We start from the raw sequence: 23,334 nt of genomic DNA on the forward strand, positions 1-23,334 counted from the left end.
ACGCGAAGGGAAGGAACCGCACATGGCACGCATCGGCTTCGTCGGCCTGGGCAACATGGGCGCGCCGATGGCGCGAAACCTGATCAAGGCAGGGCATGAGGTCTCGGCCTTCGACCTCGCCCCCGGCGCGATCGACGGCGTGCCCGGCGCGCGCCGCGCCGCCTCGGCGGCGGATGCCGCCCAGGGGGCCGAGGTCGTCGTCACCATGCTGCCCGCCAGCCAGCATGTGCGCGACGCCTGGCTCGGCGCCGGCGGCATGATGGCCGCCGCGGGGCCCGGCGCGCTCCTGATCGACTGTTCCACCATCGACGTGACGGCGGCGCGGGACGTCGCGGCGGCCTCGGGCGGGCGGGATTTCCTCGACGCGCCCGTCTCCGGCGGCGTGATGGGCGCCGAAGCCGGCACGCTGACCTTCATGGTCGGCGGCAGCGACGCCGCCTTCGCGCGCGCCAAGCCGGTGCTGGAGGCGATGGGCCGCACCATCGTCCATTGCGGCGGCCCCGGCGCGGGCCAGGCGGCGAAGCTTTGCAACAACATGATGCTCGCCGCGACGATGGCGGTGACCTGCGAGGCCTTCGTGCTCGCCGAGAAGCTCGGCCTGTCGCACCAGGCGCTGTTCGACGTCACGTCGAAGTCCAGCGCGCAATCCTGGGCGCTGACCACCTATTGCCCGGTCCCTGGCCCTGTGCCGGGCAGCCCGGCGAACCGCGACTACAAGCCGGGCTTCTCGGCCGCGCTGATGACGAAGGATCTCGGCCTCGCGCAGCAATCGGCGAAGGATGCGGGGGTGGCGACGCCCTTCGGCGCGCATGCGCTCGACCTCTATCGCCGCTTCCTCGAGGCCGGCGGCGGGACGAAGGATTTCTCGGGCGTGATCGAGATGATCCGCGAAGGGAAGGCGTGATGACCACGAGCTTCGTCTCCCCCCGCCTGCTGATGATCGGCGGCGGCGCCGTCGGGAAACTCGCCGAGGTGCTGGGGCAGTTCGGCCTTTCCAGGCCGCTGGTGGTGACCGACCCCTGGATGGTGTCCTCCGGCACGGTCGAGAAGGCGCTGGCCCCGCTGCGCGCCGCGGGGCTTTCGCCATCCGTGTTCAGCGAGACGGTGCCCGACCCGACCGACACGGTGATCGAGGCCGGCGTCGCCGCGATGAAGGCCGGCGACTACGACTGCCTCGTCGGCTTCGGCGGCGGCAGCCCGATGGATACGGCCAAGGCCATGGCGATCCTTGGCGCCGCGCCCGCCGGGGCAAGGATGCGCGACTTCAAGGTGCCGGCGCAGGCCAACCGCGCCGCCCTGCCCGTCATCTGCATCCCCACCACCGCGGGCACGGGCAGCGAGGCGACGCGCTTCACCGTCATCACCGACACGGAACGCGACGAGAAGATGCTCATCGCGGGGCTCGGCGCCCTGCCGCTCGCCGCCGTGGTGGATTTCGAACTGACCTTCAGCGTGCCGCCGCGCACCACGGCGGACACCGGCATCGACAGCCTGACCCACGCGCTGGAAGCCTTCGTGTCGAAGCGCGCGAACGACGAGGCCGATGAATACGCGCTGCGGGCCATGCGGCTGATCGCGCCCAACCTGCGCACGGTCTATCGCGAACCTTCGAACGCCATCGCGCGCGCGGCGATGATGAAGGGCGCGACGCTCGCCGGCATCGCCTTCAGCAATTCCTCGGTCGCGCTGGTGCACGGCATGTCGCGCCCGATCGGGGCGCATTTCCACGTGCCGCACGGGCTGTCGAACGCCATGCTGCTGCCGGCGGTCACCGAGTTCAGCCTGAACGCCGCCCTGCCCCGCTATGCGGAGGCCGCGCGCGCCATGGGGGTGGCGACCTCGGCCGAGGGCGACCAGTCCGCGGCGGCGAAGCTGCTGCAGGAACTGCGCGACCTCAACCGCGACCTCGCGGTGCCCACGCCCGCCGCCTATGGCATCGACCCGTCCAAATGGGATGGGCTGCTGGAGACGATGGCGGCGCAGGCGCTGGCGAGCGGATCGCCCGCGAACAACCCGGCGGTGCCGGATGCGGGCGAGATCGTCGCGCTCTACAGGCGCGCCTGGAACGGATAGGCGGAGGGGGCGTCGCCCCCTCCGAACCTCCCCCACCAAAGGCCGAAAGGCCTTTGGGAACCATTACCTGGGCGCGGGCTTGGCGCCGGGCGCGGCGGCCTCGTCATCGCCGCGGCGCAGCCGGTTGCGGCCGCTGTAGAGCACGATCGGCGCGGCGATGAACACCGACGAACCCGCCGAGATCACGATGCCGACGACCATCACCCAGGCGAAGCCGGCCAGGGTATCGCCGCCGAACAAGGCGAGCGGCAAGGCCGAGAGCAGCAGCGTCATCGACGTGCCGAGAGAACGGTTCATCGTCTCGTTGATCGAGCGATCGACCAGCTCGTCCAGCGGCATCGTCTTGAACTTGCGCAGGTTCTCCCGCATCCGGTCGAACACGACGACCTTGTCGTTCGCGCTGAAGCCGATGACCGTCAGGATGCCGGCGATCGTCGTCAGGTTGAACTCGATCTGGAACAGCACCATGAAGCCGATCGTCTTGGTGACGTCCAGGATCAGCGTCGTGATCGCGGCGACGCCGAACTGCCATTCGAACCTGAACCAGATGTAGAGCAGCATCGCGAGGAAGGACAGGCCGAGCGCCATCATCCCGCCGATGAACAACTCATCGGACACGCGGTTGCCGACCGCCTCCACCCGCAGGATGCGCGTCCCCGGTGCGGCCTGCTCGAGCGCCCCGCGCACGGCGTTCACCGCGCGCTGCACCGCGCCCTCGTCGCCCTGGGCGGGCAGGCGCAGCGCGAAGGTCGAAGGGTCGCCGAACTGCAGCAGCGTCGCATCGCCGAGATTGAGGCCGCCAACCGCCGCGCGAAGCGCGCCGATGTCGCCCGGCCCCGGCGTCCGCACCTCCATCTCGATGCCGCCCTTGAAGTCGATGCCCTTCTCGAGCCCCGGCCAGAAGGCGATGGCGACGGAGGCCGAGGACAGCAGCGCCGAGACGACGAGCCCGATCCGCGCGCCCTTCATGAAGGGGATATGCGTGTCGTCGGGGAAGATCCGGAACAGCGGGCGGCGCAACCGGTCGATCAGCGACAGCCCCGGCCGCTGGAAGACGGGCAGTTCCTTCGGCCGCGTCCGCCGGTACCACCATGACGCGAAGAGCCGCGTCAGCACCGTCGCCGTCCACATCTGCACGATGGTGCCGACCGCCACGGTGACCGCGAAGCCCTTCACGGGGCCCGAGCCGAAGCCGTAGAGGCAGGCCATCGCGATCAGGTTCGTCAGGTTCGAATCCAGGATAGTGCCGCTGGCCTTGGTGAAGCCCGCTTCCAGCGCGCTGATCGGACTTCGCCCGTTGCGCACCTCCTCGCGGATGCGCTCGTTGATCAGGATGTTGGCGTCGAGCGCGGTGCCGAGCGTCAGCACGATGCCGGCGATGCCGGGCAGCGTAAGCGTCGACTCGATCAGCGTCATGAACGCGAACAGCAGCACGATGTTCACGGCCAGCGCGATGTTGGCGAACCATCCGAGCAGGCCGTAGGCGAAGCCCATGTAGAGGAAGACGAACAGCGTCCCGGCCGCGAGCGCGATGGTGCCCGCCCGGATCGCATCCGCGCCGAGCTCGGGCCCGACGGTCCGTTCCTCCACCACCGTCAGCGGCGCCGGCAGCGCGCCGGCGCGCAGCAGCACCGCCAGGTCGTTGGCCGAGCGCACGGTGAAGGACCCGCTGATCTGCCCCTGGCCGCCGGTGATCGGCTCGCGGATCACCGGCGCGGTGATCACCTTCTCATCCAGCACGATCGCGAAGGGGCGCCCGACATTGGCGCGGGTGATGTCGGCGAAGCGCCGCGTCCCCACGCTGTCGAAGGTGAAGTTCACAACCCATTCGCCAGTGCGGCTGTCCTGGCCCGCGCGGGCATTGGTCAGGTTGGCGCCATCGACCTCCACGCGGCGACGGACGGCGAAGCGTTCCCCGTCCCTTTCCCCGGGCAGGAACATCACGCCCGGCGGCGCGGTCGTGGCCAGCGAGGCGGCCTCGTCCACCAGGTGGAAGGTCATGCGCGCGGTACGGCCGAGCAGGTTCTTGATGCGGTCCGGGTCCTCGACGCCGGGCAGCGTCACCAGGATGCGCTGCTGGCCCTGGCGGGCGATCAGCGCTTCCGCCACCCCCGTCTCGTCCACGCGGCGGCGGACGATCTCGATCGACTGTTCGACCGCGCCGCTGGCCTTGGCGCGCAGCCCGGCCTCGGTGAGCGTGGCCCAGACCTGTCCGTCGGCGCCGCTCGTCACCTCGATGTCGGGCACGCTCTGCCCGGTCGGCAACTGCACGGGGTTCGCCAGTTCGCGCAGGGCCGCGACGGCCGCCGGCACCTGGGCGGCATCGGTCACGCGCAGGCCCATGCGGCGGTTCGGGGCATCCGAGGCGAGGTTCACATATCGCACATTCGCGGTGCGCAGGCGCGTGCGCGCCCCATCCACCATCGAATCGAGCCGTTCCCGCACCACCGTGTTCAGGTCGACTTCCAGCAGCAGGTACGATCCGCCGCGCAGGTCGAGGCCCAGGCTCACCTGCCGCAGCGGGAACCACTCGGGGAAGACGGCGCGCGGCATAAGGTTCGGCAGGCTCACAAGGAAGCCGGCCAGGCAGACCATCAGGATCGCGACCGTCTTCCAGCGCGCGAAATGCAGCATGAGCGGGTGTGACCCCCCCTGTTTCAGGCGGCGGACAATGGCGAGGCCCCCCCGCCGATGCAACCCCGCCGCCCCGGTTTCCGGCCCGCCCGTTCCGGTCTAGGACCGCGGGATGAGCGCATCGGACGGGCGACTCGCCCTTGGCATCCTCGGCGTCGGCCATTTCGGTCGATTCCATGCCCTGAAGGCCGCGGCGAACCCGCGGATCCGCCTTGTCGGCCTGCATGACGCCGACCCCGCGCGGGCCGCTTCCGTCGCCGCCGAGGCCGGGACGGTCCCGATGGCGCCGGATGCGCTGGTCGGCGCGGCCGAGGCCGTCATCGTCGCCGCCCCCACCCGGTTTCATTTCGAACTCGCCGCGAAGGCGCTCGCGGCCGGGCGACATGTCTTCGTGGAGAAGCCGATCGCGGCGAGCCTGGCCGAGGCCGACGCGCTGATCGACGCCGCCGCCAAGGGGCGCCGGGTGCTGCAGGTCGGGCATATCGAGCGCTTTTCCGCCGCCTTCCGGGCGGTCATGGAAGCGCCCGCCGGCGGCCGCGCCCTGTCCTGGGACGCGGTGCGGGCCGCGCCCTTCCGGCCCCGCAGCCTCGACGTCTCGGTCGTGCTGGACCTGATGATCCATGACATCGACCTCGTGATCGAACTGGCGGGCGGGGAACCGGAGGCGGTCGAGGCGGTCGGCGCGGCGGTCGCCTCTACCCACCCCGATTTCGCGGTCGCACGGCTGCGCTTCGCCGGGGGGCGCGCCGCGGTGCTCACTGCCTCCCGCGTCTCGCTCGCCATGGAACGGCGCCTGCGCGTCCTCGGCACCGAGGGGGAAATGAGCGTGAACTTCCTCGAACGCTCACTGGCCGTGCTGCGCCGCGGCGGCGCGGAGCCGGTCGCGACCATGCCGGGGTCGGGCATCGACCGCGCCACCTGGACCGACCACGACAGCCTCGAAGCCGAGCAGGCCGCCTTCGTCGCCGCCTGCCTGGACGGCGCGCCCGTGCTGGTGGACGGTGCGGCGGGGCGGCGCGCGCTGAAGGTGGCACTCGCCGTGGAGGCCGCGATCCGCGGCGACTGAGGGGGAAACGCATCCATGGACAAGCCACGCATCGCCATCGTCGGCGCCGGCGCGGTCGGCGGCTATGCCGGGGCCTACATCGCCCAGGCCGGCCACGACGTGACCTTCATCGACCCCTGGCCGGAGCATGTGGAGGCGATGCGCGCGAAGGGGCTGACCATCGCGCATCTGAAGGACGTGCCGGAATTCACCGTGCCGGTGCGCGCGATCCACATCACCGAGCTGCAGTCCTTCGCCAAGGAACGCCCGGTCGACATCGCCTTCGTCTGCATGAAGTCCTACGACACGGCCTGGGCGACGACGATGATCGCGCAGTACCTCTCGCCGGGCGGCTACGTCGTCTCCCTGCAGAACTGCATCAACGAGGAAGCCATAGCCGGCATCGTCGGCTGGGGCCGGGTGCTGGGCGCCATCGCGTCGCTGATCACGGTGGAACTCACGGGGCCGGGGCTGGTGAAGCGCGCCGCGGGCAAGTCCGGCGCGTCGCACACCGTCTATCGCGTGGGCGAGCCGCATGGGCGTATCTCCCCGCGCGCCGAGTTCATCACCTCCCTTCTCGCCCTGTCGGATTCCGCCCTGACCACGTCGAACCTCTGGGGCGAACGCTGGTCGAAGCTGGTCGCGAATGTGATGGGCAACGGCATCGCCGCGGCCACGGGCCTGGTCGCGAAGGAAGCGACGGCGGACGACGCGATCCGCGCCTTCGCCGCACGGCTGGGAAGCGAGGCGATCCGCGTCGGCCAGGCGCTGGGCTACGACCTCGAGGAGATCCTGCACCTCGATGCCGAGATCATCGCCCGCGCGGGCGAGGGCGATGCCGAGGCGCGCGCGGCCTATGACGCGCAGCGGCTGGCGGATACGCAGAAGCCCGGCGGCGGCGCGCATCGCGCCTCCATGGGCCAGGACATGGTGAAGGGGCGCCGCACCGAGATCGAGTTCCTGAACGGCTTCGTCGTGGCGAAGGGCAAGGAGGTCGGGATCGAGGCGCGCGCCAACGCGGCGCTGACCGAGATCGTCAAGCGCGTGGAACGGGGTGAGGCGAAACCTTCGCCGGAGTTGATCCGGGGGCTGCGGTTGAATTGAGGGGGGAGAAGAGAACTTCTCCCCCCTTCACCCCCCTCAACCTTCTTTGAGAAAAAACGGGAGGGGGCGTGGGGGAACTTGCCCTCCGCCGCCCTTCGCCAACAAAGGGAGGACCGCATGCGCAACCCGATGGCCCTGACCGGCCGTACCGTCATCGTCACCGGCACCGGCCAGGGCATCGGCCGCGCCATCTCCGAACTCGCGCTCGAGCTCGGCGCCAACCTGGTGATGGTGGAACGCAATCCCGAGACCTTCGCCGCCGTCTCCACCGCCCTGGCCGGCGAGCGGACTCTGGCGCTGATGGGCGACGTGACGGACGAGGCCTTCTGCGCGCGCATCGTGGATGACGCCGTCGCGCGCTTCGGCGCGGTGCATGGCCTGGTGAACAATGCCGGCATCACGCGCCCGGCGATGATCGAGAAGATGACGCTGCCGCAGTGGCAGGCGGTGATCGACGTGAACCTGACGGCCTGCCACCTGATGCAGCAGGCGGTCGGGCGGCACATGATCGCGCGCGCGCGCAAGGGCGAGGCTGCGCCGGGGGCGATCGTCAACATCTCCTCCACCGCGGGCAAGCGCGGGTCGATTGGGCAGGTAAACTATTCGGCGGCGAAGGCCGGGCTCTACGGCATCACCATGACGGCGGCGCGCGAATGGGCGCGCTACGGCATCCGCGTGAACAGCGTGGGCTTCGGCACGGTGGAGACGCCGATGACGGAGACGATCCGGTCCGATCGTTTCCGGGAGCAGACGCTCGCCCGCATTCCGCTGGGCCGCGTGGCGGTGCCGGCCGAGGTGGCGCCGCTGATCTGCTTCCTGCTCTCCGACGCGGCGTCCTTCATCACGGGCCAGAACTGGCTGGAGGATGGCGGCAGCCACATGCAGCCCTGAGGCGCCTCAGGCCGCGTTCCGGGCCTTGGCTTCGGCGTACAGGGCTAGCCGCCGCGTCGCGGCTTCGGACAGGCCGCCGCTGAAGTCGAGGCCTGCGGGCGGCAGGGATTCCGTGAAGTGGCAGGCGGCCTCGTGGCCGGGTGCGAGGCTGCGAAGGGCCGGCGCCTCGGTCCGGCAGCGGTCCTGCGCGAAGGGACAGCGCGTGTGGAAGCGGCAGCCGGGCGGCGGATTCATCGGCGACGGTACGTCCCCGCCGAGCGGCTTCACCTGCCCGCGCCGCTGCGGATCCGGATGCGGGATCGCCGCGAGCAGCGCGCGCGTGTAGGGATGCCGCGGCGCGGCGAACAGGTCCCGCTTCGGCCCCGTCTCGACGATCTGCCCGAGATACATCACCGCCACGCGGTCCGCGACGTGCTTCACCACGGCCAGGTCATGCGCGATGAACAGGTAGGACAGGCCAAGCCGCCGCTGCAGGTCCTTCAGCAGGTTCACCACCTGCGCCTGAATCGAGACATCAAGCGCGGAAACCGGTTCGTCGCACACGACAAGATCTGGCTGCACCGACAGCGCCCGCGCGATGCCGATGCGCTGCCGTTGCCCGCCCGAGAATTCATGCGGGTAGCGGTCGGCATGGAAGGCGCGCAGTCCGACCAGGGAGAGCAGTTCCGCCACGCGCGCGCGGCGGGACGCTGCGGTGCCGATGCCATGCACCTGCATCGGCTCGATGATGGTCTCGGCGACGGTCAGCCGCGGATTGAGGCTGGCATAGGGATCCTGGAAGACGATCTGCATCCGGCGCCGCATCGCGCGCAGCGCGCCTCCGCCGATGCGTGTCACGTCCTTGCCCTCGAAGCGGATGCTGCCCGCGCTGGGTTCGATCAGCCGCAGCACGAGCCGCGCGGTGGTGGACTTGCCGCAGCCGGATTCACCGACGAGGGCCAGCGTCTCCCCGCGATCGAGCGAGAAGGAGACGCCATCCACGGCGCGCACGGTCCCGACCTGCTTCGCCAGGATCAGGCTCTTCCTGACGGGGTAGTGCTTGGCGAGGCCGGTCACTTCGAGCAGCGGTTCGCTCACGACGCGAAGGCCTCCACCGGCGCGCGAATGCACGCGGCGGCGTGGCCGGGCGCGATCTCCCGCAGCGGCGGCGGCTCGGCGCGGCAGGCCTCCGCCGCGAAGGGGCAGCGCGGATGGAAGCGGCACCCCTTCGGCAGGGCGAAGGGTGGCGGGACGCTGCCCTCGATCGCGAGCAACTGCTCCCTTTCCTCGTCCAGGCGCGGGATCGAGCCGAGAAGCCCGAGCGTATAGGGGTGCATCGGGTCGGCGAAGATCGCGCCCGCCGCGCCGCGCTCGACCACGCGGCCGGCATACATCACGGCGACCTCGTCCGCCATTTCCGCCACCACGCCGAGATCATGGGTGATGAGGATGATGGACATCCCTGTCTCCTGCTGCAGGTCGCGCAGGAGATCGAGGATCTGCGCCTGCACCGTTACGTCGAGCGCCGTCGTCGGCTCGTCCGCGATCAGCAGCTTCGGGCTGCAGGCCAGCGCCATCGCGATCATCACGCGCTGGCGCATGCCGCCGGAGAGCTGGTGGGGGTATTCCTCGAAGCGCCGCTCGGGCGCGGGGATGCGCACGCGGGTCAGGGCTTCGATCGCGCGGTTGCGGAGTTCCGCATTCGAGGCGCGCGGATCGTGGGCGCGCATCGCCTCGGTGATCTGGAAGCCGACCGTGTGCACCGGGTTCAGGCTGGTCATCGGCTCCTGGAAGATCATCGCGACCTGGCTGCCGCGGACGTCGCGCATCCCGGCATTGGAAAGCGACAGCAGGTCGCGGCCTTCCAGCAGCACGCGCCCCGCGGCGACGCGCCCGGGATGGGCGACGAGACGCATGACGGACAGCGAGAGCACCGACTTGCCGCAGCCGGACTCGCCGACGATGCCGAGGGTGCGGCCACGCGGGACGGAGAGATCGACGCCGTCCACCGCGGCGATCTCCCCGCCATGGGTGCGGAAGACGGTGCGCAGGCCTTCGATGCGGAGAAGGTCGTCGGACATCGGCTATGCGGTTCCGGAGGGGCCTTGCCCCTCCGGACCACCCCACCAAAGGCCGAAGGGCCTTTGGAAACCGATAATGGGCGCCAGGGCGCGGCGCCCGGTCTGCAGCATTGCGATGCTCACGACCAGTGGAAGGTCGGCGGGGCGATCTTCTCCGGCGAGCGATGCGCCCAGTCCCGCTGCTGCACGCCGGCGGCCACGCGCTTCTGCGCTTCATGCAGGTGCTCGGCCGCCTGGCGGTAGTCCATGGTCAGGACCTCGCCGTCCTCGACCACCTTCGCGCCATCGACATAGACCGCCTTCAGCGCGCGGTCGCCGGCGGAATAGATCAGGCTGCGGATCGGGTCATAGGCCGGGCGGATCATCGGATGGGTGATGTCCACCAGCGAGAAATCGGCCTTGCAGCCAACCGCGAGCCGCCCGATGTCGTCGCGCCCGAGCGCCATCGCGCCCCCGATCGTCGCCGCGTTGAACAGGTCGGTCGTGCGCAGCGTGCGCGGATTGCCCGCCTGGGTTCGCGCGATATGCGCGGCAAGGCGCATCTCATCCAGCATGTTGTGCGGATAGGTGTCCGTCCCGATCCCCATGTTCACGCCGCTGCGGATGTAGCGGCCGAGATCCTTCATCGCGATCCCCCGCCGGGCGAAGACCGTCGGGCAATGCGCGACGGTCGTGCCGGTTTCCGCCAGGCGCTGGAGGTCGGTCTCGGTGTGCCAGCGCGTGGACGGATGGTCGTCGAGGAAGATGCCATGCCCGATGATGCTGCGTTCCCCGAGCAGCCCCATGGAATCGAGCCAGCCGATCGGCGTCGTGCCGTGCCGGCGCGTGATCTCGTGGAACTCCACCACCGACTGGGCGGCGTGGATCTGCCAGGACAGGCCGCGCTTGGCCGCTTCCGCGTGGCTGTCCTTCAGCAGGCCGGCGGAGCAGGTATCGATCTGCGCCGGCACCACCATGCCGAACAGGCGGCCGCATTCGTGCTGCTCGGCGCGCTCGATCAGGCGGAGGGCTTCCTCCATCGCCTTCTCGCCGGCCTTCTCGTCCCATTCGTACTCGACGACATGGCCGTTCTTCGTGAACCAGCGCGCCGAGCGGAACATCGGCGCGATGCAGACGCGCATGCCCGCTTCCGCCAGCAGGTCGAGCCATCCCGGATGCGCCATGGACAGGTCGGCAAGCGTCGTCACCCCCGACAGGAGCAGTTCGGACAGCGCCACGCGCACGCAATGCGGCACCGCATCCGCATCCGCCCGGAAGATCGGCATGTATTCGTAGAGCGACGAATTATACAGGCCGGGCGAGCCGATCTCGTCCAGGAAGCCCTTGTTCAGCGGCTCGCTCGACGGGTGGGAATGAATGTTCACGAGGCCGGGCATGACCATCAGCCCGCGCCCTTCGATCACCGTCTCGGCCGCGCCTTCGTAGCCCCGGCCGAGGAAGGTGATGGTGCCGCCGTCGAAGGCGACATCCGTGTCGGGCATGTAGCTGTGGGACTTCGCCGTCGCATCCCAGCCGACGACGAGTTCCGCGTTCTTGATGAGGGTGATGGCCATGGCGCTCTCTCCTTACCGCGTCAGCCGGATATCGAGGCCCTTGTAGAGGGCTACGCCGTAGATGCCGTGCGCGCGCACGCCTTCCACCCGCTGGGACGAAGCTACCCAGAGCTGCTCCCGCGCCACGGGCAGCCAGACATTGGCCTCGGCGATGATGCGCTGGGCTCGCGCGATGGCGGCGGCGCGCACGGCGGGATCGACCGCCGTCTGCGCTTCCCGCAGCGCGGCGTCCGTCGCCGGGTCTGACCAGTTCATCCGGTTCGGCGTCGGGCGGTTGGCGCTGTTGAAGTACAGAGAGAAGGCGTCCGTCGCGGTCACGTAGGGGTAGGACATGACGAAGGCGTCGAATTCCTGCGTCGCGAGCCGCCCCCAGCCCACCGTCGCATCCCAGAGCTGGATGCGCATCTCGAGCCCGACGCGGCGAAGATCCGCCTGCACGGCCTGGAGGTACTGCTGCGCCGCCTGGGTCTGCAGCCCGTAGACGAGGAAGGTGGCGCGCTGCCCGTCCTTCACGCGGATGCCATCCGGGCCCATCCGCCAGCCGGCTTCATCCAGCACGCGGCGGGCGCCGTCCGGGTCGAAGCGTGGCACCAGGCGCGCGGCCTCGGCATCGAAGCCCGTCGTCGCCGGGTTGAGGTAGGCGTCCGCCGGCACAGCCGTGCCGAACCAGGTCGCCCGCACCAGCGCATCCCGGTTCACCGCCATGTTGATGGCGCGGCGCACCTGCGGGTCGTTCACCACGGGCTTGTCCACCTTGAAGCCCATGAAATGGTCCCAGAAGTAGTTTGCCTGCTGGGACATCCGCACATTCGGCGTGCGCTGCAGCGTCTGCACCGCGATCGCCGGGATGTACTGCGTCACGTCCCCCTGCCCCGTCTGAAGGGCGGCGAGGCGCGTCTGGCTCTCCGGCGCGATGCGCCAGACCACGCGGTCCACCTGCGGGGTCGGGTTCTGGTACATCCCCGTCGGGCCCCAGCGGTAGTTCGGGTGGCGCTGCAGCACGAGTTCCTGCCGCGGCGTCCAGGACACCCAGCAGAAGGGCCCGGTGCCGTTGAATCCCTGTACCCCGAAATTCTGCCCGAGCCGTTCGACCGTGTGGCGGTCGACGATGGAGGCGAAGAAGAGCGTCAGCTGATAGAGCAGTTCGCCGAAGGGCTCGTTCAGCTCGTACTCGACCGTGTGGGAATCGCGCGCCCTGATTTCCCGCACGGGACCCGCGCGCCAGCGGACCGGGCTGCGCGTCGCGGGGTCGATCCAGCGGTTGATGGAATAGACCACGTCGTCCGCCGTCAGCGGGCGGCCGTCGCAGAAGGTCACGTCGCGGCGGAGGTGGAATGTGTAGGTCTTGCCGTCCGGGCTCACCTCCCACCGCTCGGCGAGCAGCGGGCGGATCGTCGTCATGTCGAAGTCGAGCGCGACGAGCGTGTCGCTCATCATGTACACGACCTCGCCCGCCGAGCGCGCAGTCGAGCGCGGCGGGTCGTAGTTGTCGGAATCGATCTCCCGCAGCACGACCAGCGTGTTGCGCGGATTGGCGGCCTGGGCCAGGGCAACGGCCGCCGGCAGCGTCCCGGCCAGCGCCAGCAGCGCGGCCGCGAGCATCTTCCTCATGGTTCCGGTTCTCCCGTTCATACGCGAAGCCTGGGGTCGAGCGCGTCCCGCAAGGCGTCCCCGAGGACGTTGAAGGCGAGCACGACGATGAAGATCAGGATGCAGGGCACCACGGCGATGTGCGGCGCGAAGAACAGGAAGTTGCGCCCCTCGCTCGCCATGGCACCGAGTTCCGGCGTCGGCGGCTGCGCCCCGAGCCCGAGGAAGGACAGCGCCGAACCCAGCAGGATCACCTGCCCGAAGCGCAGCGTCGCGAAGACGAAGATGGCCGACAGGCAGTTCGGCGCGAGATGCCGCCAGATCAGCCGCGCATCCGTCATGCCCGTCGCGCGCGCCGCCTCGATGAAATCAAGCCGCATGACCACCAGCGCGCTGCCGCGGACGATGCGCGCCATCAGCGGCACCGTCGCGACCGAAAGGGCGAGAACCACCGAGAAGATCCCCGGCCCGAAGATCGCCGCGATGGCAAGTCCCACCAGGATGGCCGGGAAGGACAGCAGCATGTCGACCAGCCGCATGATCGGCCCGCCGAGCCAGCGTTCGTAGAAGGCCGCCAGGAAGCCCAGCAGCGCGCCGAAGGACCCGCCCAGGGCCACGGCCGCGAGCCCCATCATCAGCGACACGCGCAGCCCGTAGAGCAGCCGCGTCACCATGTCCCTCCCCTGCGCATCGGCGCCGAGCGGAAGCCCCTCGCTGCCCGGCGGCTGCATCGCGAGACTGAGGTCGTTGTCGTAGGGATCCGTCGGCGCGAGCCAGGGGGCGAGGATCGCCGCGGCGATGATCAGCACGACCAGGATGAGGGAGAAGGCCGCCGCCGGTTCCCGCAGCAGCCGAACCAGGATCCCCGGTCGCGGCGGGGCGAGTGGCTCGCTCGTCTCGCTCGCGGCGCTCATGCGCCGCGCACCCGGGGGTCGAGCGCCGCGTAGAGCATGTCCACCGTCAGGTTCACCACGATGAAGCCGAGCGAGAGGACGATGATCGTCCCCTGGGCCATGGGAAAGTCGCTCGACAGGATCGCGCCGACCGCCAGCCGCCCGACGCCGGGCCAGGAGAACACCGTCTCCGTCACCACCGCGCCACCCAGCAGGAAGCCGATCTGCAGCCCGATCAGCGTCACCACCGGCACCAGCGCGTTGCGCAGCGCGTGGCGGAGCACGACGAGCCGCTCCGTCAGCCCCTTGGCGCGCGCCGTGCGCACATGGTCCGCCGAGAGCACGTCCAGCACGGCCGTGCGCGTCATGCGCGCCACGGGGCCGACGAAGACGCCGCCGAGTGTCACCGCCGGTAGGATGATCGAGCGGATGCCATCCATCGTCCACAAGGGCCCGCCGCGCCCGGTGAAGGGCAGCAACTGCCACTGGAAGCCGACGAACCAGATCAGCACGAGACCAAGGAAGAAGACCGGCACGGACACGCCCGCGACCGACAGCGCCATTATCAGCCGGTCGATCACCGAGCCGCGCCAATACCCCGCCAGCGTGCCCATCAGGATGCCGAGCGGGATCGACCACACCAGGCTCGCCGCCATCAGTTCGAGCGTCGGCCCGATCGTGGCCGCCAGTTCCTGGCTCACCGGCACGTTGTTGATGATGGAGGCGCCGAGGTCGCCCTGCAGCAGCCGCCACATGTACAGGCCGAACTGCACGTGCAGCGGCTCATCCAGGCCAAGGTCGGCGCGGATCGCTGCAATGACGTCCGGCGTGGCGGTCGGGCCGGCGCGCACCGTGGCCGGGTCCGTCGGGACCACCTGCATCAGCAGGAACCCGATCAGGATCACGCCGAACATGACCGGCACGGCGAGCAGCAGGCGATGGAGCGCGTGCCTCAGCACAGCGCACCATGGCGGTCGAAGATGGGCTCGCCCTCGCGCAGCGTCAGGTCGGCCTCGGTGCGGAGCACCTCATCCGGCGTGATGGCGAAGATGTCCCGCGACAGCACCGCGATGTCCGCCTGCATCCCGGGCTCCAGCGTGCCGCGCCGGTCCTCGGCGAACTGCGTGTAGGCGCCGCACCAGGTGTAGCAATGCACGGCCTCCTCGGCCGTCAGCGCTTCCTCGGGGCCCATCACGGTGCCGCGGTTCGTCTTCCGCGTCAGCATGGTGAACAGGTTCACGAAGGGATCGACGGTCGAGACCGGGCAATCGGACGAGGCGGCGGGATGATGCCCTTCGTCGAGCCAGGTCTTCATCGGATAGGCGTGCTCGGACCGTTCCCGCCCGAGGTTCCTGACGTACAGGTCGCCGAACTCGTACATGAAGACCGGCTGCGGCACGGGCAGGATGCCGCGTGCCTTCATCCGCCGCCGCTGGTCGCGCGTGACGAAGCCGCAATGCTCGATCCGGTGGCGCCGCCCCGCGAAGGGATGCGCCGCGCTGTCCGCGGCTTCCATCCCGAGCAGAACCTGCTCGATCGCCGCATCGCCGATCGCGTGGATGTCGAGCTGCCAGCCCTGCTCGTGATACAGCTTCAGCAGCGCGTGGATCGTCTCGTCCGGGAAGGTGAAGACGCCCGTGCCGCCGCCCGCGCTCGCGAGGTAGGGCTCGAAGAAGGCCGCCGTCAGCCCGCCCGCGCTGCCATCGGCGAAGACCTTGATCGCCCCCCAGCGCAGCGTGTCGTCGCCATCCATCGGGCGCATGCCGCGTGCCCAGGCGTCCCGCGCGATGCCCTCCGGATTGCCGGCGAGCACCTGCCACATGCGCAGCGGCAGCCGGCCCGTCGCCTTCGCGACCTCATAGGCATCGACCTCGGCCATGCCCGCCGTCATGCCGACATTCATGTCGGTGGCCGATGCGAAGCCCAGCGAGGCGAGATGCGTGCAGGCCGCCTCGATCGCCCCGACCATCCTCGCCTCGTCCGGCGGCGGGATGACGTCGCGCACGAGGCGCATGGCGCGTTCCTGGAACAGCCCGGTAAGCTGCCCGCCCTTGCGCTCGATCACGCCGCCCTCGGGGTCCGGCGTGTTGTGCCCGACGCCGCCCAGGTGCATGGCCATCGTGTTCGCCACCGCCATGTGCCCGCAGGTGCGCACGATGGCGACGGGATTGTCCGGCGCGGCACGGTCGAGTTCCGACGCGAGCGGATGCCGCCCGACATCCAGTTCGGCATGGTCGTAGCCGCGGCCGAGGATCCAGGCACCCTTGGGCGCAGCCTGCGCCGCCGTGCCGATCCGGCGCAGCACCTCGTCCAGCGTGCGGACCTCCTCGGCGCGCAGGTTCACCTGCGACAGTCCGAGCCCGTAGGGCAGCAGGTGCATATGCGCTTCGTTGAAGGCAGGGATCGCGACGCGGCCGCCAAGGTCCACGCGGCGCGTGCCCTGCCCCGCCGCGTCCAGCGCATCGGCGCCGAGCGCCACCACGCGGCCATTCCTGACCGCCAGCGCATCGGTGAAGCCATGCGCAAGGCCGCGGAAGATGCGGCCGCCCGAAAGCAGGAGATCGGCGGACATGGCGAAACTGTCACGGCGTGGCGGCGCCCCGTCAACCCGCCGCGCGACCCGGATGCGCCGATGCGCGCATGCCATGCCATGCATGCGGGCAGTCCTGCCCTCAGGCGGGCACCGGGCCGTCCGCTTCCTCGAGATCGACGCCGACCCAGAGCCCGTGCTCGCCACCGCCGAGGATCACGCCGCGCAGCGGGCTGACATCGCCGAAGTCGCGCCCCCAGGCGAGCACCACATGCTCGTCGCGCACGACGATGTCGTTGGTGGGGTCGAGCCCGACCCAGCCGAGCCCCGGCCCGAGCCACGCCTCGACCCAGGCATGCGACTGGTCGGCGCCGCGCCGCGCCACCCCGCCCGGCGGTGGCCGCGTGCGCACATAGCCCGAAACGTAGCGTGCCGGCAGGCCGAGGCCCCGCAGCCCGCTGATCATCACATGCGCGAAGTCCTGGCAGACGCCGACGCGTCCTTCCAGCACCTCCGCCACCTGGGTGTGCGGGCCCGTCACGCCGGACTGGTAGGTGAAGTCCCGCCGGATGCGCGACATGAGTTCGAGCAGACCCGCCAGCACCGGCCGGCGCGGGGCGAAGGATGCGGCGGCATAGCCCGTCGCCGCCGAAACCCTCGGCGCCAGCACGCTCGGGAAGACGAATTCCGCGGCCGGCAACAGGCGCGCGGCGTCGCGCACGGCTTCCCATGGCGGGGTCTCGGCCGGCGCCGGCGGATCGGGGAAGCGCACCTCGACCAGCGCCTCGGCGATCACCTCGAAGCGCGCATGCGGCACGTCGAGGAAGACGCGCGTCGCGCGATTGCCGAAATGGTCGGGGGCCGCCGTCATGTGCGACGGGGTCGGCGTGACATGCAGCGCGGTGCCGCTGACGCGCTGGTGCGGCAGGGCGCGCGGCGTCAGCAGCAGCAGATGCGCCGCGAGGTCGACGGCGTTCGCATAGGCATAGGTGGTCACATGCCGCAGGCGATAGATCACGCCGCCCCCCTGAGCGCGGGTGCGGCCCCCTCGATGCCGAGCGTCTGCGCCGCCGGCAGCAGCGCGAAGTAGCGCCGCGTCACGGCGTCGGACAGCGCGGCGATGCGCCCGGCCATGTCCTCCAGCCGCGGCGGCAGCCCGGCGGCTGCCACCGCCTGGTCGGGGCTCGCCAGCACATGCGCCATCAGCGCATCCACCTCGGCCAGCAACGCCGCGGCTTCCTCCGGCAGGGCGCGGTCCTCGGTGCCCGCCACCTCCGCGAGGCCCCGGCGGATCGCGCCCAACTGGAAGGCGAGCGCACGCGGGTTGCTGTCATCCGCCAGCACCAGGTCGAGCGCAGGCGCCGGCTGCAGGATGGTGAGGTAGCGGCTGCGATAGGTGATGACGCTGTCGCAAAGCTCGAGGATCAGCCGCAGCCCGCCCTCGATCCGTCCCGGCGGCTGGTCCAGCGCGAAGCCGACCTCATGCGCGATCGCCTGCGCGCGCTCGATCCGCCGGCCGAGGTCGAGGAACAGCCAGGCGCCGCCGCGCACCATGCTCTCGGCCGCCACGCCCGCGACGGCGGTTGCGAAGCGCAGCACGGAGATCATGGCGCGGCTGATCGCCTCCAGCCCGTCCCCCGCCTGCGCCATCTCGGCGCGCGCGGTGCGGAGCGTCAGGGTGAAGGTGGCGTGCATGTCGGCGGTCAGCCGGTCCCGCACCATCGCCGTCAGCGTCGCGATGCGGTCGGCGAGCGCGGGCATGGTGCCGCCTTCGCGCATCTCGGCGGCGATGATCCCGGGCAGCGACTGCGCGGCGGCGGACCCCAGCGCCTCCTCCGCGCCGGCGAAGCCGGCCTGGGCGAGACAGCGGGCGAGGGCCGCGACCTCCGCCGCTTCGCGCGGCAGGACCACGCCGCGGGAGATGCGCGCCTGCGTCGCGCGCACGAGCCGCGCCGCCCGCTCCAGCCGCTCCGTGTAGCGGCCGAGCCAGAAGAGGTTGTCCGCGACGCGGGAGGGCAGCGCGCCGGACTGGCGGCGGATCGGCAGCGGCGGGAACTGCATCGCGGCGGGGCCGATGATGTCCTCACCCTCCTCCGCCAGCACCCAGACATCCTTCGACAGGCCGCGCGTGGGCAGCGCGCCGCCGAGGCTCTCGGCATCGCCGATGCGCGCGAGGCCGCCCGGCAGCACCCGCCATCCCGCACCGTCGAAGATCGCGAAGACGCGGAGCGCGAGCGGGCGCGGCTCCAGCACGTCGCCGACCACGCAAGGCACCAGGGACGCGACCGGCAGGCGCGTCGCGGCATGCGCGCCGGGGCGGCTTTCGGCCGAGATCGCATGCGCCCAGGCATCGAGCGGCAGCGGCGCCGGCGCCGCGCCATCCGTCGCGCTGCGAACCCGCCAGCCTTCTTCCTGCGCGACGCGCGCGCGGGCGGCGGGATCGCCTAGCCAAAGCGTCTCCACCGATGGCAGCAGCAACGCCTCCCCCAGCAGCCTCTGCGCCAGGCTTGGCAGGAAGGCGGCCAGCGCCGGGGCCTCGGCAAGGCCGGCGCCGGGCGCGTTCAGGATGCGCACCGCCCCGCCGCGCGCCGCATCCAGCAGGCCTGGCACGCCCGAAGTGCCGGCCTCCGCGGTCTCGAGCGGGTCGAGCGCCGTGCCCTCGAGGCGGGAGAGCAGCACGTCCACCCGCTGCAGGCCCTGCAGCGTCTTGAGGTGCAGCGCGCCGCCGCGCACCGAGAGATCGCCGCATTCGACCAGCGCGCAGGAGAGCTCGCGCGAGAGCAGCATGTCCTCGAACCAGCGCGGGTGATGCGTGCCGCGCGTCAGCAGCGCGATCGCCGGGTCGCTGCGCTCGGGCGGCGCAAGGCGCTGCAGCGCGTCCTGCCACACGTCGAAGAACGGGCGCATCGAGCGCACCTGCGCCCCGCGGAAGGCTTCCGGCATGACGCGGCCCAGCAGGCGGCGGTTCTCCCGCGCCATGCCCAGGCCGGCCGGTGCCGTGGTGCGGTCCGCCAGCACGCGCCACTGCCCGTCCGGGCCGCGCAGCAGGTCGGCGGCGTACAGGTGCAGCATGGGCGCGGCCGGCGCCATGCCTTCCCGACGGCAGGGGCGCATGAAGGCCGGGTTCGGGAAGACGAGTTCGGGCGGCACCAACCCTTCGACAAGCAGCGCCTGCGGGCCGTACAGGTCGCCGAGCATCGCTTCGAGCAGCCGTGCCCGTTGCGCGATGCCGGCCTCCAGCGCCGCGAATTCAGCCGCCGGCAGCACGAGCGGCAGCGGGTCGCAACGCCATGCCGCTTCCCTGCGCGCGCCGGGCAGGACACCCGCCATGCCTTCATCCTCGAAGGCGCGGTCGAGCCGGCGCGCACGCTCGGCGAGCACACCCTCCCCCATGCCGCCGAGGATGCCGAGCATGTGCCGCCAATGCGGCCTGACGCCGCCGCGGCCATCCACCATCTCGTCCAGCGGCTCGGGCGCGTCAGGCATGGCGTCTGAGGTCGAGCGTGATCGGCGTCTCGAGGCCCCGCTGCGGCTCCGGCGGCGCCATGCGGCCCGGCGTGTGGCCGAAGGGAAAGACGCGCGAACGCCGCCGCGCCTCGGCCTCGTTCGCGTTCACGGGATAGCGGTCGTAGCTGCGCCCGCCCGGATGGGCGACGTGATAGGTCATCCCGCCGAGGCTGCGACCCGTCCAGCGGTCGAACACATCGAGCACCAGCGGCGTCTGCGGCCGGATCGTCGGATGCAGCGAGGATGGCGGGTTCCAGGCCTTGAAGCGGACGCCCGCGACGAATTCCCCCGCCCGCTCGGTGGCGCTGAGCGGCACGCCGACGCCGTTGACCGCGAGCATGTGGCGGTCCGCCACCCAGTTCTGAACGCGCGCCTGCACGCGCTCCGCGCTGCTGTCCACGTAGCGCGCGGTGCCGCCGGCGGCGTTCTCCTCGGCCAGCACGTGCCAGGGTTCCAGCGCGTGGCGCAGTTCCAGCTGAACGTCACGCACCGCGACTTCCCCGATCAGCGGAAAGCGGAAGGCGAAATGCGTCGCGAACCAGTCGGGGTCGAGCGGCGCGCCGAGCTGGCGCAGCTCCTCGATCGCGTCGGCGAAATCCTGCTCGCAGAAATGCGGCAACATGAACTGGTCGTTCAACCGCGTGCCCCAGCGCACCAGCCGCCGTTCATAGGGCCGTTCCCAGAAGGCCGCGACGGCGGCGCGCATCAGCAGCATCTGCGCGGCCGACATCTCGGCATGCGGCGGCATCTCGAAGGCGCGGAACTCGACCAGGCCACGCCGGCCGCTCGCGCTGCCCGAATCGTACATCTTGTCGATGCAGAACTCGGTGCGGTGCGTGTTGCCCGTCATGTCCGCGAGGATGTTGCGGAACAGACGGTCGGTCATCCAGGGCGGCGTCTCCTGCCAGGGCCGGACCTTGGAGAAGGCGATCTCCAGCTCATGGATCGCGTCCATCCGCGCCTCGTCCACGCGCGGATGCTGGCTGGTGGGCCCGATGAACAGGCCGCTGAACAGGTAGGACAGGCTCGGATGGTTGTGCCAGAAGCCGACCAGGGACTTGAGCAGGTCAGGCCGGCGCAGGAAGGGGCTCTCGGCCGGCGTCGCGCCGCCCATCACCACATGGTTGCCGCCGCCGGTGCCGACATGGCAGCCATCCGTCATGAACTTCTCGGCCGCCAGCCCTTCCTGGCGCGCGGCCTCGTAGAGTTGCTCGGTGCGCTCCACCACCTCATCCCAGCCATTGGCCGGATGGATGTTCACCTCGATGACGCCGGGGTCGGGCGTGACGGAGAAATGCAGCAGCCGCGGATCGGACGGCGGCAGGTAGCCTTCCAGCACCACCTTGCGTCCGGTCTCGGCGGCGGTCGCCTCGACCGCGGCGGTCAGGTCGAGCCAATCCTCGACGCCGAACAGCGGCGGGTAGAAGACGTGGATCTTCCCCTCCCGCGCCTCGACCGCCAGCGCGGTCCGCACCACGCCGGGGTCGGAGGCGCCGACCACCGGCAGTTCCTGCGGCTGGGGACGGAAATCCTCGATGCCGCTGGTCGTGCCCTCGCCGGGGCGCGGCCGCATCAGGGCGCGCTGGGACAGGCTCTCGGGGGCCATCTGCGCGCGCAGCGCGCGCTGCGCCATCAGCGCGGCATGCGGCGGCAGGTCGTCGCGCCAGGCGAAGGGATCGGCCTCGTGCTCGGCGACGCGGCGCGCATCCTCCTCGCTCATCCAGGGCAGGCTGGCGAGCGGCAGGCGCAGGCCGACCGGACTGTCGCCGGGGATCAGGAACAGGTGGTCGCCGCGCAGGAACCAGCGGCCGGATTGCCAGCGCCGCGCGCCGTCCTGCATGACCCGACGCAGCGGCAGCACGGCGCCGACCTCGGCCGAAAGTCCCTGGCCGAACACCTTGGCGAGGCGCGCGCGCTCCAGCGCATCGGCCAGGCGGCTGTCCTCGGCGACCACGTTCGCCGGCAGCCGTTGTTCGCGCCACAGGTAGTAGTGGATGTCCTCATGCGCCCCCTGCACGAGGCCAGGATCGACCTGCAGGCGTTCGGCCAGCGTCCGCGCGAAGCGCATGGCGTCGGCGGCGGTGGCATCGTCGCGGTCATCGTCGGAGGCGAGCAGCGCGGGGTCCTTCCAGACCGGCTCCCCATCCGCGCGCCAATGCGAATAGAGCGCCCAGCGCGGCAGTTGCTCGCCCGGATACTGCTTGCCCATGGCGAGCTGCAGCGCCGCGCCGGGGGACCACAGCGCCATGAGCCGGCGCAGCAGCCGCCCCGCATAGGCGCGCTTGGTCGGGCCGAGCGCGTCGATGTTCCATTCCGGCGCGTCGCGGTCCGACGCCGCGACGAAAGTCGGCTCGCCGCCCATGGTCAGCCGCAGGCCGAGCGCCTTGAGCTTGCGGTCAACCTCCTCGCCGGCGGTGCGGATCGCCTGCCACTGCGCCGGGGTGTAGGGCTTGGTCACGCGCGGCGTCTCGCGGATGCGCGTGACATGCATCTCGAAGGCGAATTCGGTCTCGACCTTCTCGAGCCCGCCCGAGATCGGCGCCGCCGATTGGGGCTCCGGCGTCGCGGCCAGCGGGATGTGACCCTCCCCCGTCATGAGGCCGGAGGTGGCGTCGAGGCCGATCCAGCCGGCGCCGGGCAGGTAGACCTCCGCCCAGGCGTGCAGGTCGGTGAAGTCGGCGCTCGGCCCTTCCGGGCCGTCGATCGGCTTCTGGTCGGCCACCAGCTGGATCAGGTAGCCCGAGACGAAGCGGGCCGCGAAACCCAGGCGCCGCAGCAGCTGCACCAGCAGCCAGGCGGAATCGCGGCAGGACCCGCGCCCTTCCTCGAGCGTGCGGTCGGGTGACCAGACGCCGGGCTCCATGCGCACGACATAGGCGATGCGGCGCTGCACCAGCTGGTTGATGGCCACCAGCATGTCAACGGTGCGCTGTTCGTCGCGCGGAACCTCCGCGAGCAGGCCCTCGAGCAGCGGGCCGGAGGGATCGATCCGGCGGAAAGGCGCCAGTTCCTGCTCGAGCCCCGGATCATAGGCGAAGGGCCAGGTCTCGGCCTCGGGCTCGAGGAAGAAGTCGAAGGGGTTGATCGTCGCCATGTCGGCGACGAGGTCGACCGTGACGTCGAAATGCGTCACCCGCTCGGGGAAGACGATGCGGGCGAGGAAATTCCCCTGCGGGTCCTGCTGCCAGTTCAGGAAATGGGGCTTCGGCTCGATCTTGAGCGCATAGGACAGCACCGGCGTCCGGCTGTGCGGCGCCGGGCGCAGCCGGACGGTCTGCGGGCCGAGGCTTGCGGGCCGCGCATAGCGATAGGTCGTGCGGTGCGTCAGGGCGACGTGGATGGACATGGCCGGGCCTGGAACAGTGAAGGTTGCTTTCCCATGGATGCAATCCGCGGTCCACCGGAAGGATCGCCGGGGGAGGCGTTGCGCTGCGTCAAGGCCGGGCTGGCTCAT

Annotated in this window: 16 protein-coding genes; 5 read left to right on the top strand and 11 right to left on the bottom strand. The window is 70.9% G+C overall.

The features are described 5' to 3' along the window. Positions 1-22: 22 nt before the first annotated feature. Both mmsB and J5Y09_RS03780 read left to right on the top strand, forming a co-directional pair. Positions 23-904, top strand: coding sequence for a 3-hydroxyisobutyrate dehydrogenase (gene mmsB, locus J5Y09_RS03775; protein ID WP_209350398.1), 882 nt, complete (start codon positions 23-25; stop codon positions 902-904). Continuing rightward, complete coding sequence (locus J5Y09_RS03780; RefSeq protein ID WP_209350399.1) at positions 904-2,073, top strand: iron-containing alcohol dehydrogenase; 1,170 nt, start codon at positions 904-906, stop codon at positions 2,071-2,073. Before mmsB ends, J5Y09_RS03780 begins: the two co-directional genes overlap by 1 nt. Positions 2,074-2,136: 63 nt before the next feature. On the opposite strand, the gene secD is transcribed toward J5Y09_RS03780, so the two are convergent. Next, a complete protein-coding gene (gene secD / locus J5Y09_RS03785) occupies positions 2,137-4,707 on the bottom strand; it encodes a protein translocase subunit SecD (protein ID WP_209350400.1) in 2,571 nt (856 codons plus the stop codon). A gap of 112 nt (positions 4,708-4,819) precedes the next feature. On the opposite strand from secD, the gene J5Y09_RS03790 reads away from it, so the two are divergent. The 3 genes from J5Y09_RS03790 (at position 4,820) to J5Y09_RS03800 (ending at position 7,747) form a co-directional block, all read left to right on the top strand. Beyond that, positions 4,820-5,773, top strand: coding sequence for a Gfo/Idh/MocA family protein (locus J5Y09_RS03790; RefSeq protein WP_209350401.1), 954 nt, complete (start codon positions 4,820-4,822; stop codon positions 5,771-5,773). Positions 5,774-5,788: 15 nt separating this feature from the next. Further along, positions 5,789-6,856, top strand: coding sequence for a ketopantoate reductase family protein (locus tag J5Y09_RS03795; protein WP_209350402.1), 1,068 nt, complete (start codon positions 5,789-5,791; stop codon positions 6,854-6,856). Positions 6,857-6,973: 117 nt separating this feature from the next. Continuing rightward, entirely contained in the window at positions 6,974-7,747 is a 774-nt protein-coding gene (locus J5Y09_RS03800) for an SDR family NAD(P)-dependent oxidoreductase (protein WP_209350403.1), read from the top strand. Positions 7,748-7,753: 6 nt separating this feature from the next. Here J5Y09_RS03800 and J5Y09_RS03805 read toward each other — a convergent pair whose 3' ends face one another. The 10 genes from J5Y09_RS03805 to J5Y09_RS03850 form a co-directional block, all read right to left on the bottom strand. After that, positions 7,754-8,824 carry an ABC transporter ATP-binding protein gene (locus tag J5Y09_RS03805; RefSeq protein WP_209350404.1) on the bottom strand — a complete coding sequence of 357 codons (1,071 nt, stop codon included), beginning with the start codon at positions 8,822-8,824 and terminating at the stop codon, positions 7,754-7,756. Continuing rightward, positions 8,821-9,807: an ABC transporter ATP-binding protein gene (locus J5Y09_RS03810; RefSeq protein ID WP_209350405.1), complete on the bottom strand. Its 987-nt coding sequence runs from the start codon at positions 9,805-9,807 to the stop codon at positions 8,821-8,823. Before J5Y09_RS03810 ends, J5Y09_RS03805 begins: the two co-directional genes overlap by 4 nt. Positions 9,808-9,926: 119 nt before the next feature. Next, a complete protein-coding gene (locus J5Y09_RS03815) occupies positions 9,927-11,360 on the bottom strand; it encodes an amidohydrolase family protein (RefSeq protein WP_209350406.1) in 1,434 nt (477 codons plus the stop codon). A gap of 12 nt (positions 11,361-11,372) precedes the next feature. Further along, positions 11,373-12,971: an ABC transporter substrate-binding protein gene (locus J5Y09_RS03820; RefSeq protein WP_209350407.1), complete on the bottom strand. Its 1,599-nt coding sequence runs from the start codon at positions 12,969-12,971 to the stop codon at positions 11,373-11,375. Between the two features lie 17 nt (positions 12,972-12,988). After that, a complete protein-coding gene (locus J5Y09_RS03825) occupies positions 12,989-13,864 on the bottom strand; it encodes an ABC transporter permease (RefSeq protein ID WP_209350408.1) in 876 nt (291 codons plus the stop codon). Beyond that, entirely contained in the window at positions 13,861-14,802 is a 942-nt protein-coding gene (locus J5Y09_RS03830; RefSeq protein WP_209350409.1) for an ABC transporter permease, read from the bottom strand. Before J5Y09_RS03830 ends, J5Y09_RS03825 begins: the two co-directional genes overlap by 4 nt. Then, on the bottom strand, positions 14,796-16,415 hold the full coding sequence (locus J5Y09_RS03835) for an amidohydrolase (RefSeq protein WP_209350410.1): 1,620 nt from the start codon (positions 16,413-16,415) through the stop codon (positions 14,796-14,798). Before J5Y09_RS03835 ends, J5Y09_RS03830 begins: the two co-directional genes overlap by 7 nt. Before the next feature lie 100 nt (positions 16,416-16,515). Continuing rightward, on the bottom strand, positions 16,516-17,391 hold the full coding sequence (locus J5Y09_RS03840; protein WP_209350411.1) for a transglutaminase family protein: 876 nt from the start codon (positions 17,389-17,391) through the stop codon (positions 16,516-16,518). Then, a complete protein-coding gene (locus tag J5Y09_RS03845; RefSeq protein WP_209350412.1) occupies positions 17,388-19,859 on the bottom strand; it encodes a circularly permuted type 2 ATP-grasp protein in 2,472 nt (823 codons plus the stop codon). The genes J5Y09_RS03840 and J5Y09_RS03845 overlap by 4 nt, the downstream gene beginning before the upstream one ends. Continuing rightward, positions 19,852-23,226 carry a transglutaminase family protein gene (locus J5Y09_RS03850; RefSeq protein ID WP_209350413.1) on the bottom strand — a complete coding sequence of 1,125 codons (3,375 nt, stop codon included), beginning with the start codon at positions 23,224-23,226 and terminating at the stop codon, positions 19,852-19,854. The genes J5Y09_RS03845 and J5Y09_RS03850 overlap by 8 nt, the downstream gene beginning before the upstream one ends. Positions 23,227-23,334 lie beyond the last annotated feature (108 nt).

This window comes from Roseomonas nitratireducens, from assembly GCF_017813355.1.
GTDB lineage: Bacteria > Pseudomonadota > Alphaproteobacteria > Acetobacterales > Acetobacteraceae > Neoroseomonas > Neoroseomonas nitratireducens.

Excerpts from the sequence above, each read along its gene's own strand:
- J5Y09_RS03810 (WP_209350405.1), bottom strand. The coding sequence starts at position 9,807 with ATGTCCGACGACCTTCTCCGCATCGAAGGCCTGCGCACCGTCTTCCGC.
- J5Y09_RS03815 (WP_209350406.1), bottom strand. The coding sequence starts at position 11,360 with ATGGCCATCACCCTCATCAAGAACGCGGAACTCGTCGTCGGCTGGGAT.
- J5Y09_RS03820 (WP_209350407.1), bottom strand. The coding sequence starts at position 12,971 with ATGAGGAAGATGCTCGCGGCCGCGCTGCTGGCGCTGGCCGGGACGCTG.
- J5Y09_RS03780 (WP_209350399.1), top strand. The coding sequence starts at position 904 with ATGACCACGAGCTTCGTCTCCCCCCGCCTGCTGATGATCGGCGGCGGC.
- J5Y09_RS03850 (WP_209350413.1), bottom strand. The coding sequence starts at position 23,226 with ATGTCCATCCACGTCGCCCTGACGCACCGCACGACCTATCGCTATGCG.
- J5Y09_RS03835 (WP_209350410.1), bottom strand. The coding sequence starts at position 16,415 with ATGTCCGCCGATCTCCTGCTTTCGGGCGGCCGCATCTTCCGCGGCCTT.
- secD (WP_209350400.1), bottom strand. The coding sequence starts at position 4,707 with ATGCTGCATTTCGCGCGCTGGAAGACGGTCGCGATCCTGATGGTCTGC.
- J5Y09_RS03790 (WP_209350401.1), top strand. The coding sequence starts at position 4,820 with ATGAGCGCATCGGACGGGCGACTCGCCCTTGGCATCCTCGGCGTCGGC.
- J5Y09_RS03800 (WP_209350403.1), top strand. The coding sequence starts at position 6,974 with ATGCGCAACCCGATGGCCCTGACCGGCCGTACCGTCATCGTCACCGGC.
- J5Y09_RS03795 (WP_209350402.1), top strand. The coding sequence starts at position 5,789 with ATGGACAAGCCACGCATCGCCATCGTCGGCGCCGGCGCGGTCGGCGGC.
- J5Y09_RS03845 (WP_209350412.1), bottom strand. The coding sequence starts at position 19,859 with ATGCCTGACGCGCCCGAGCCGCTGGACGAGATGGTGGATGGCCGCGGC.
- J5Y09_RS03825 (WP_209350408.1), bottom strand. The coding sequence starts at position 13,864 with ATGAGCGCCGCGAGCGAGACGAGCGAGCCACTCGCCCCGCCGCGACCG.
- mmsB (WP_209350398.1), top strand. The coding sequence starts at position 23 with ATGGCACGCATCGGCTTCGTCGGCCTGGGCAACATGGGCGCGCCGATG.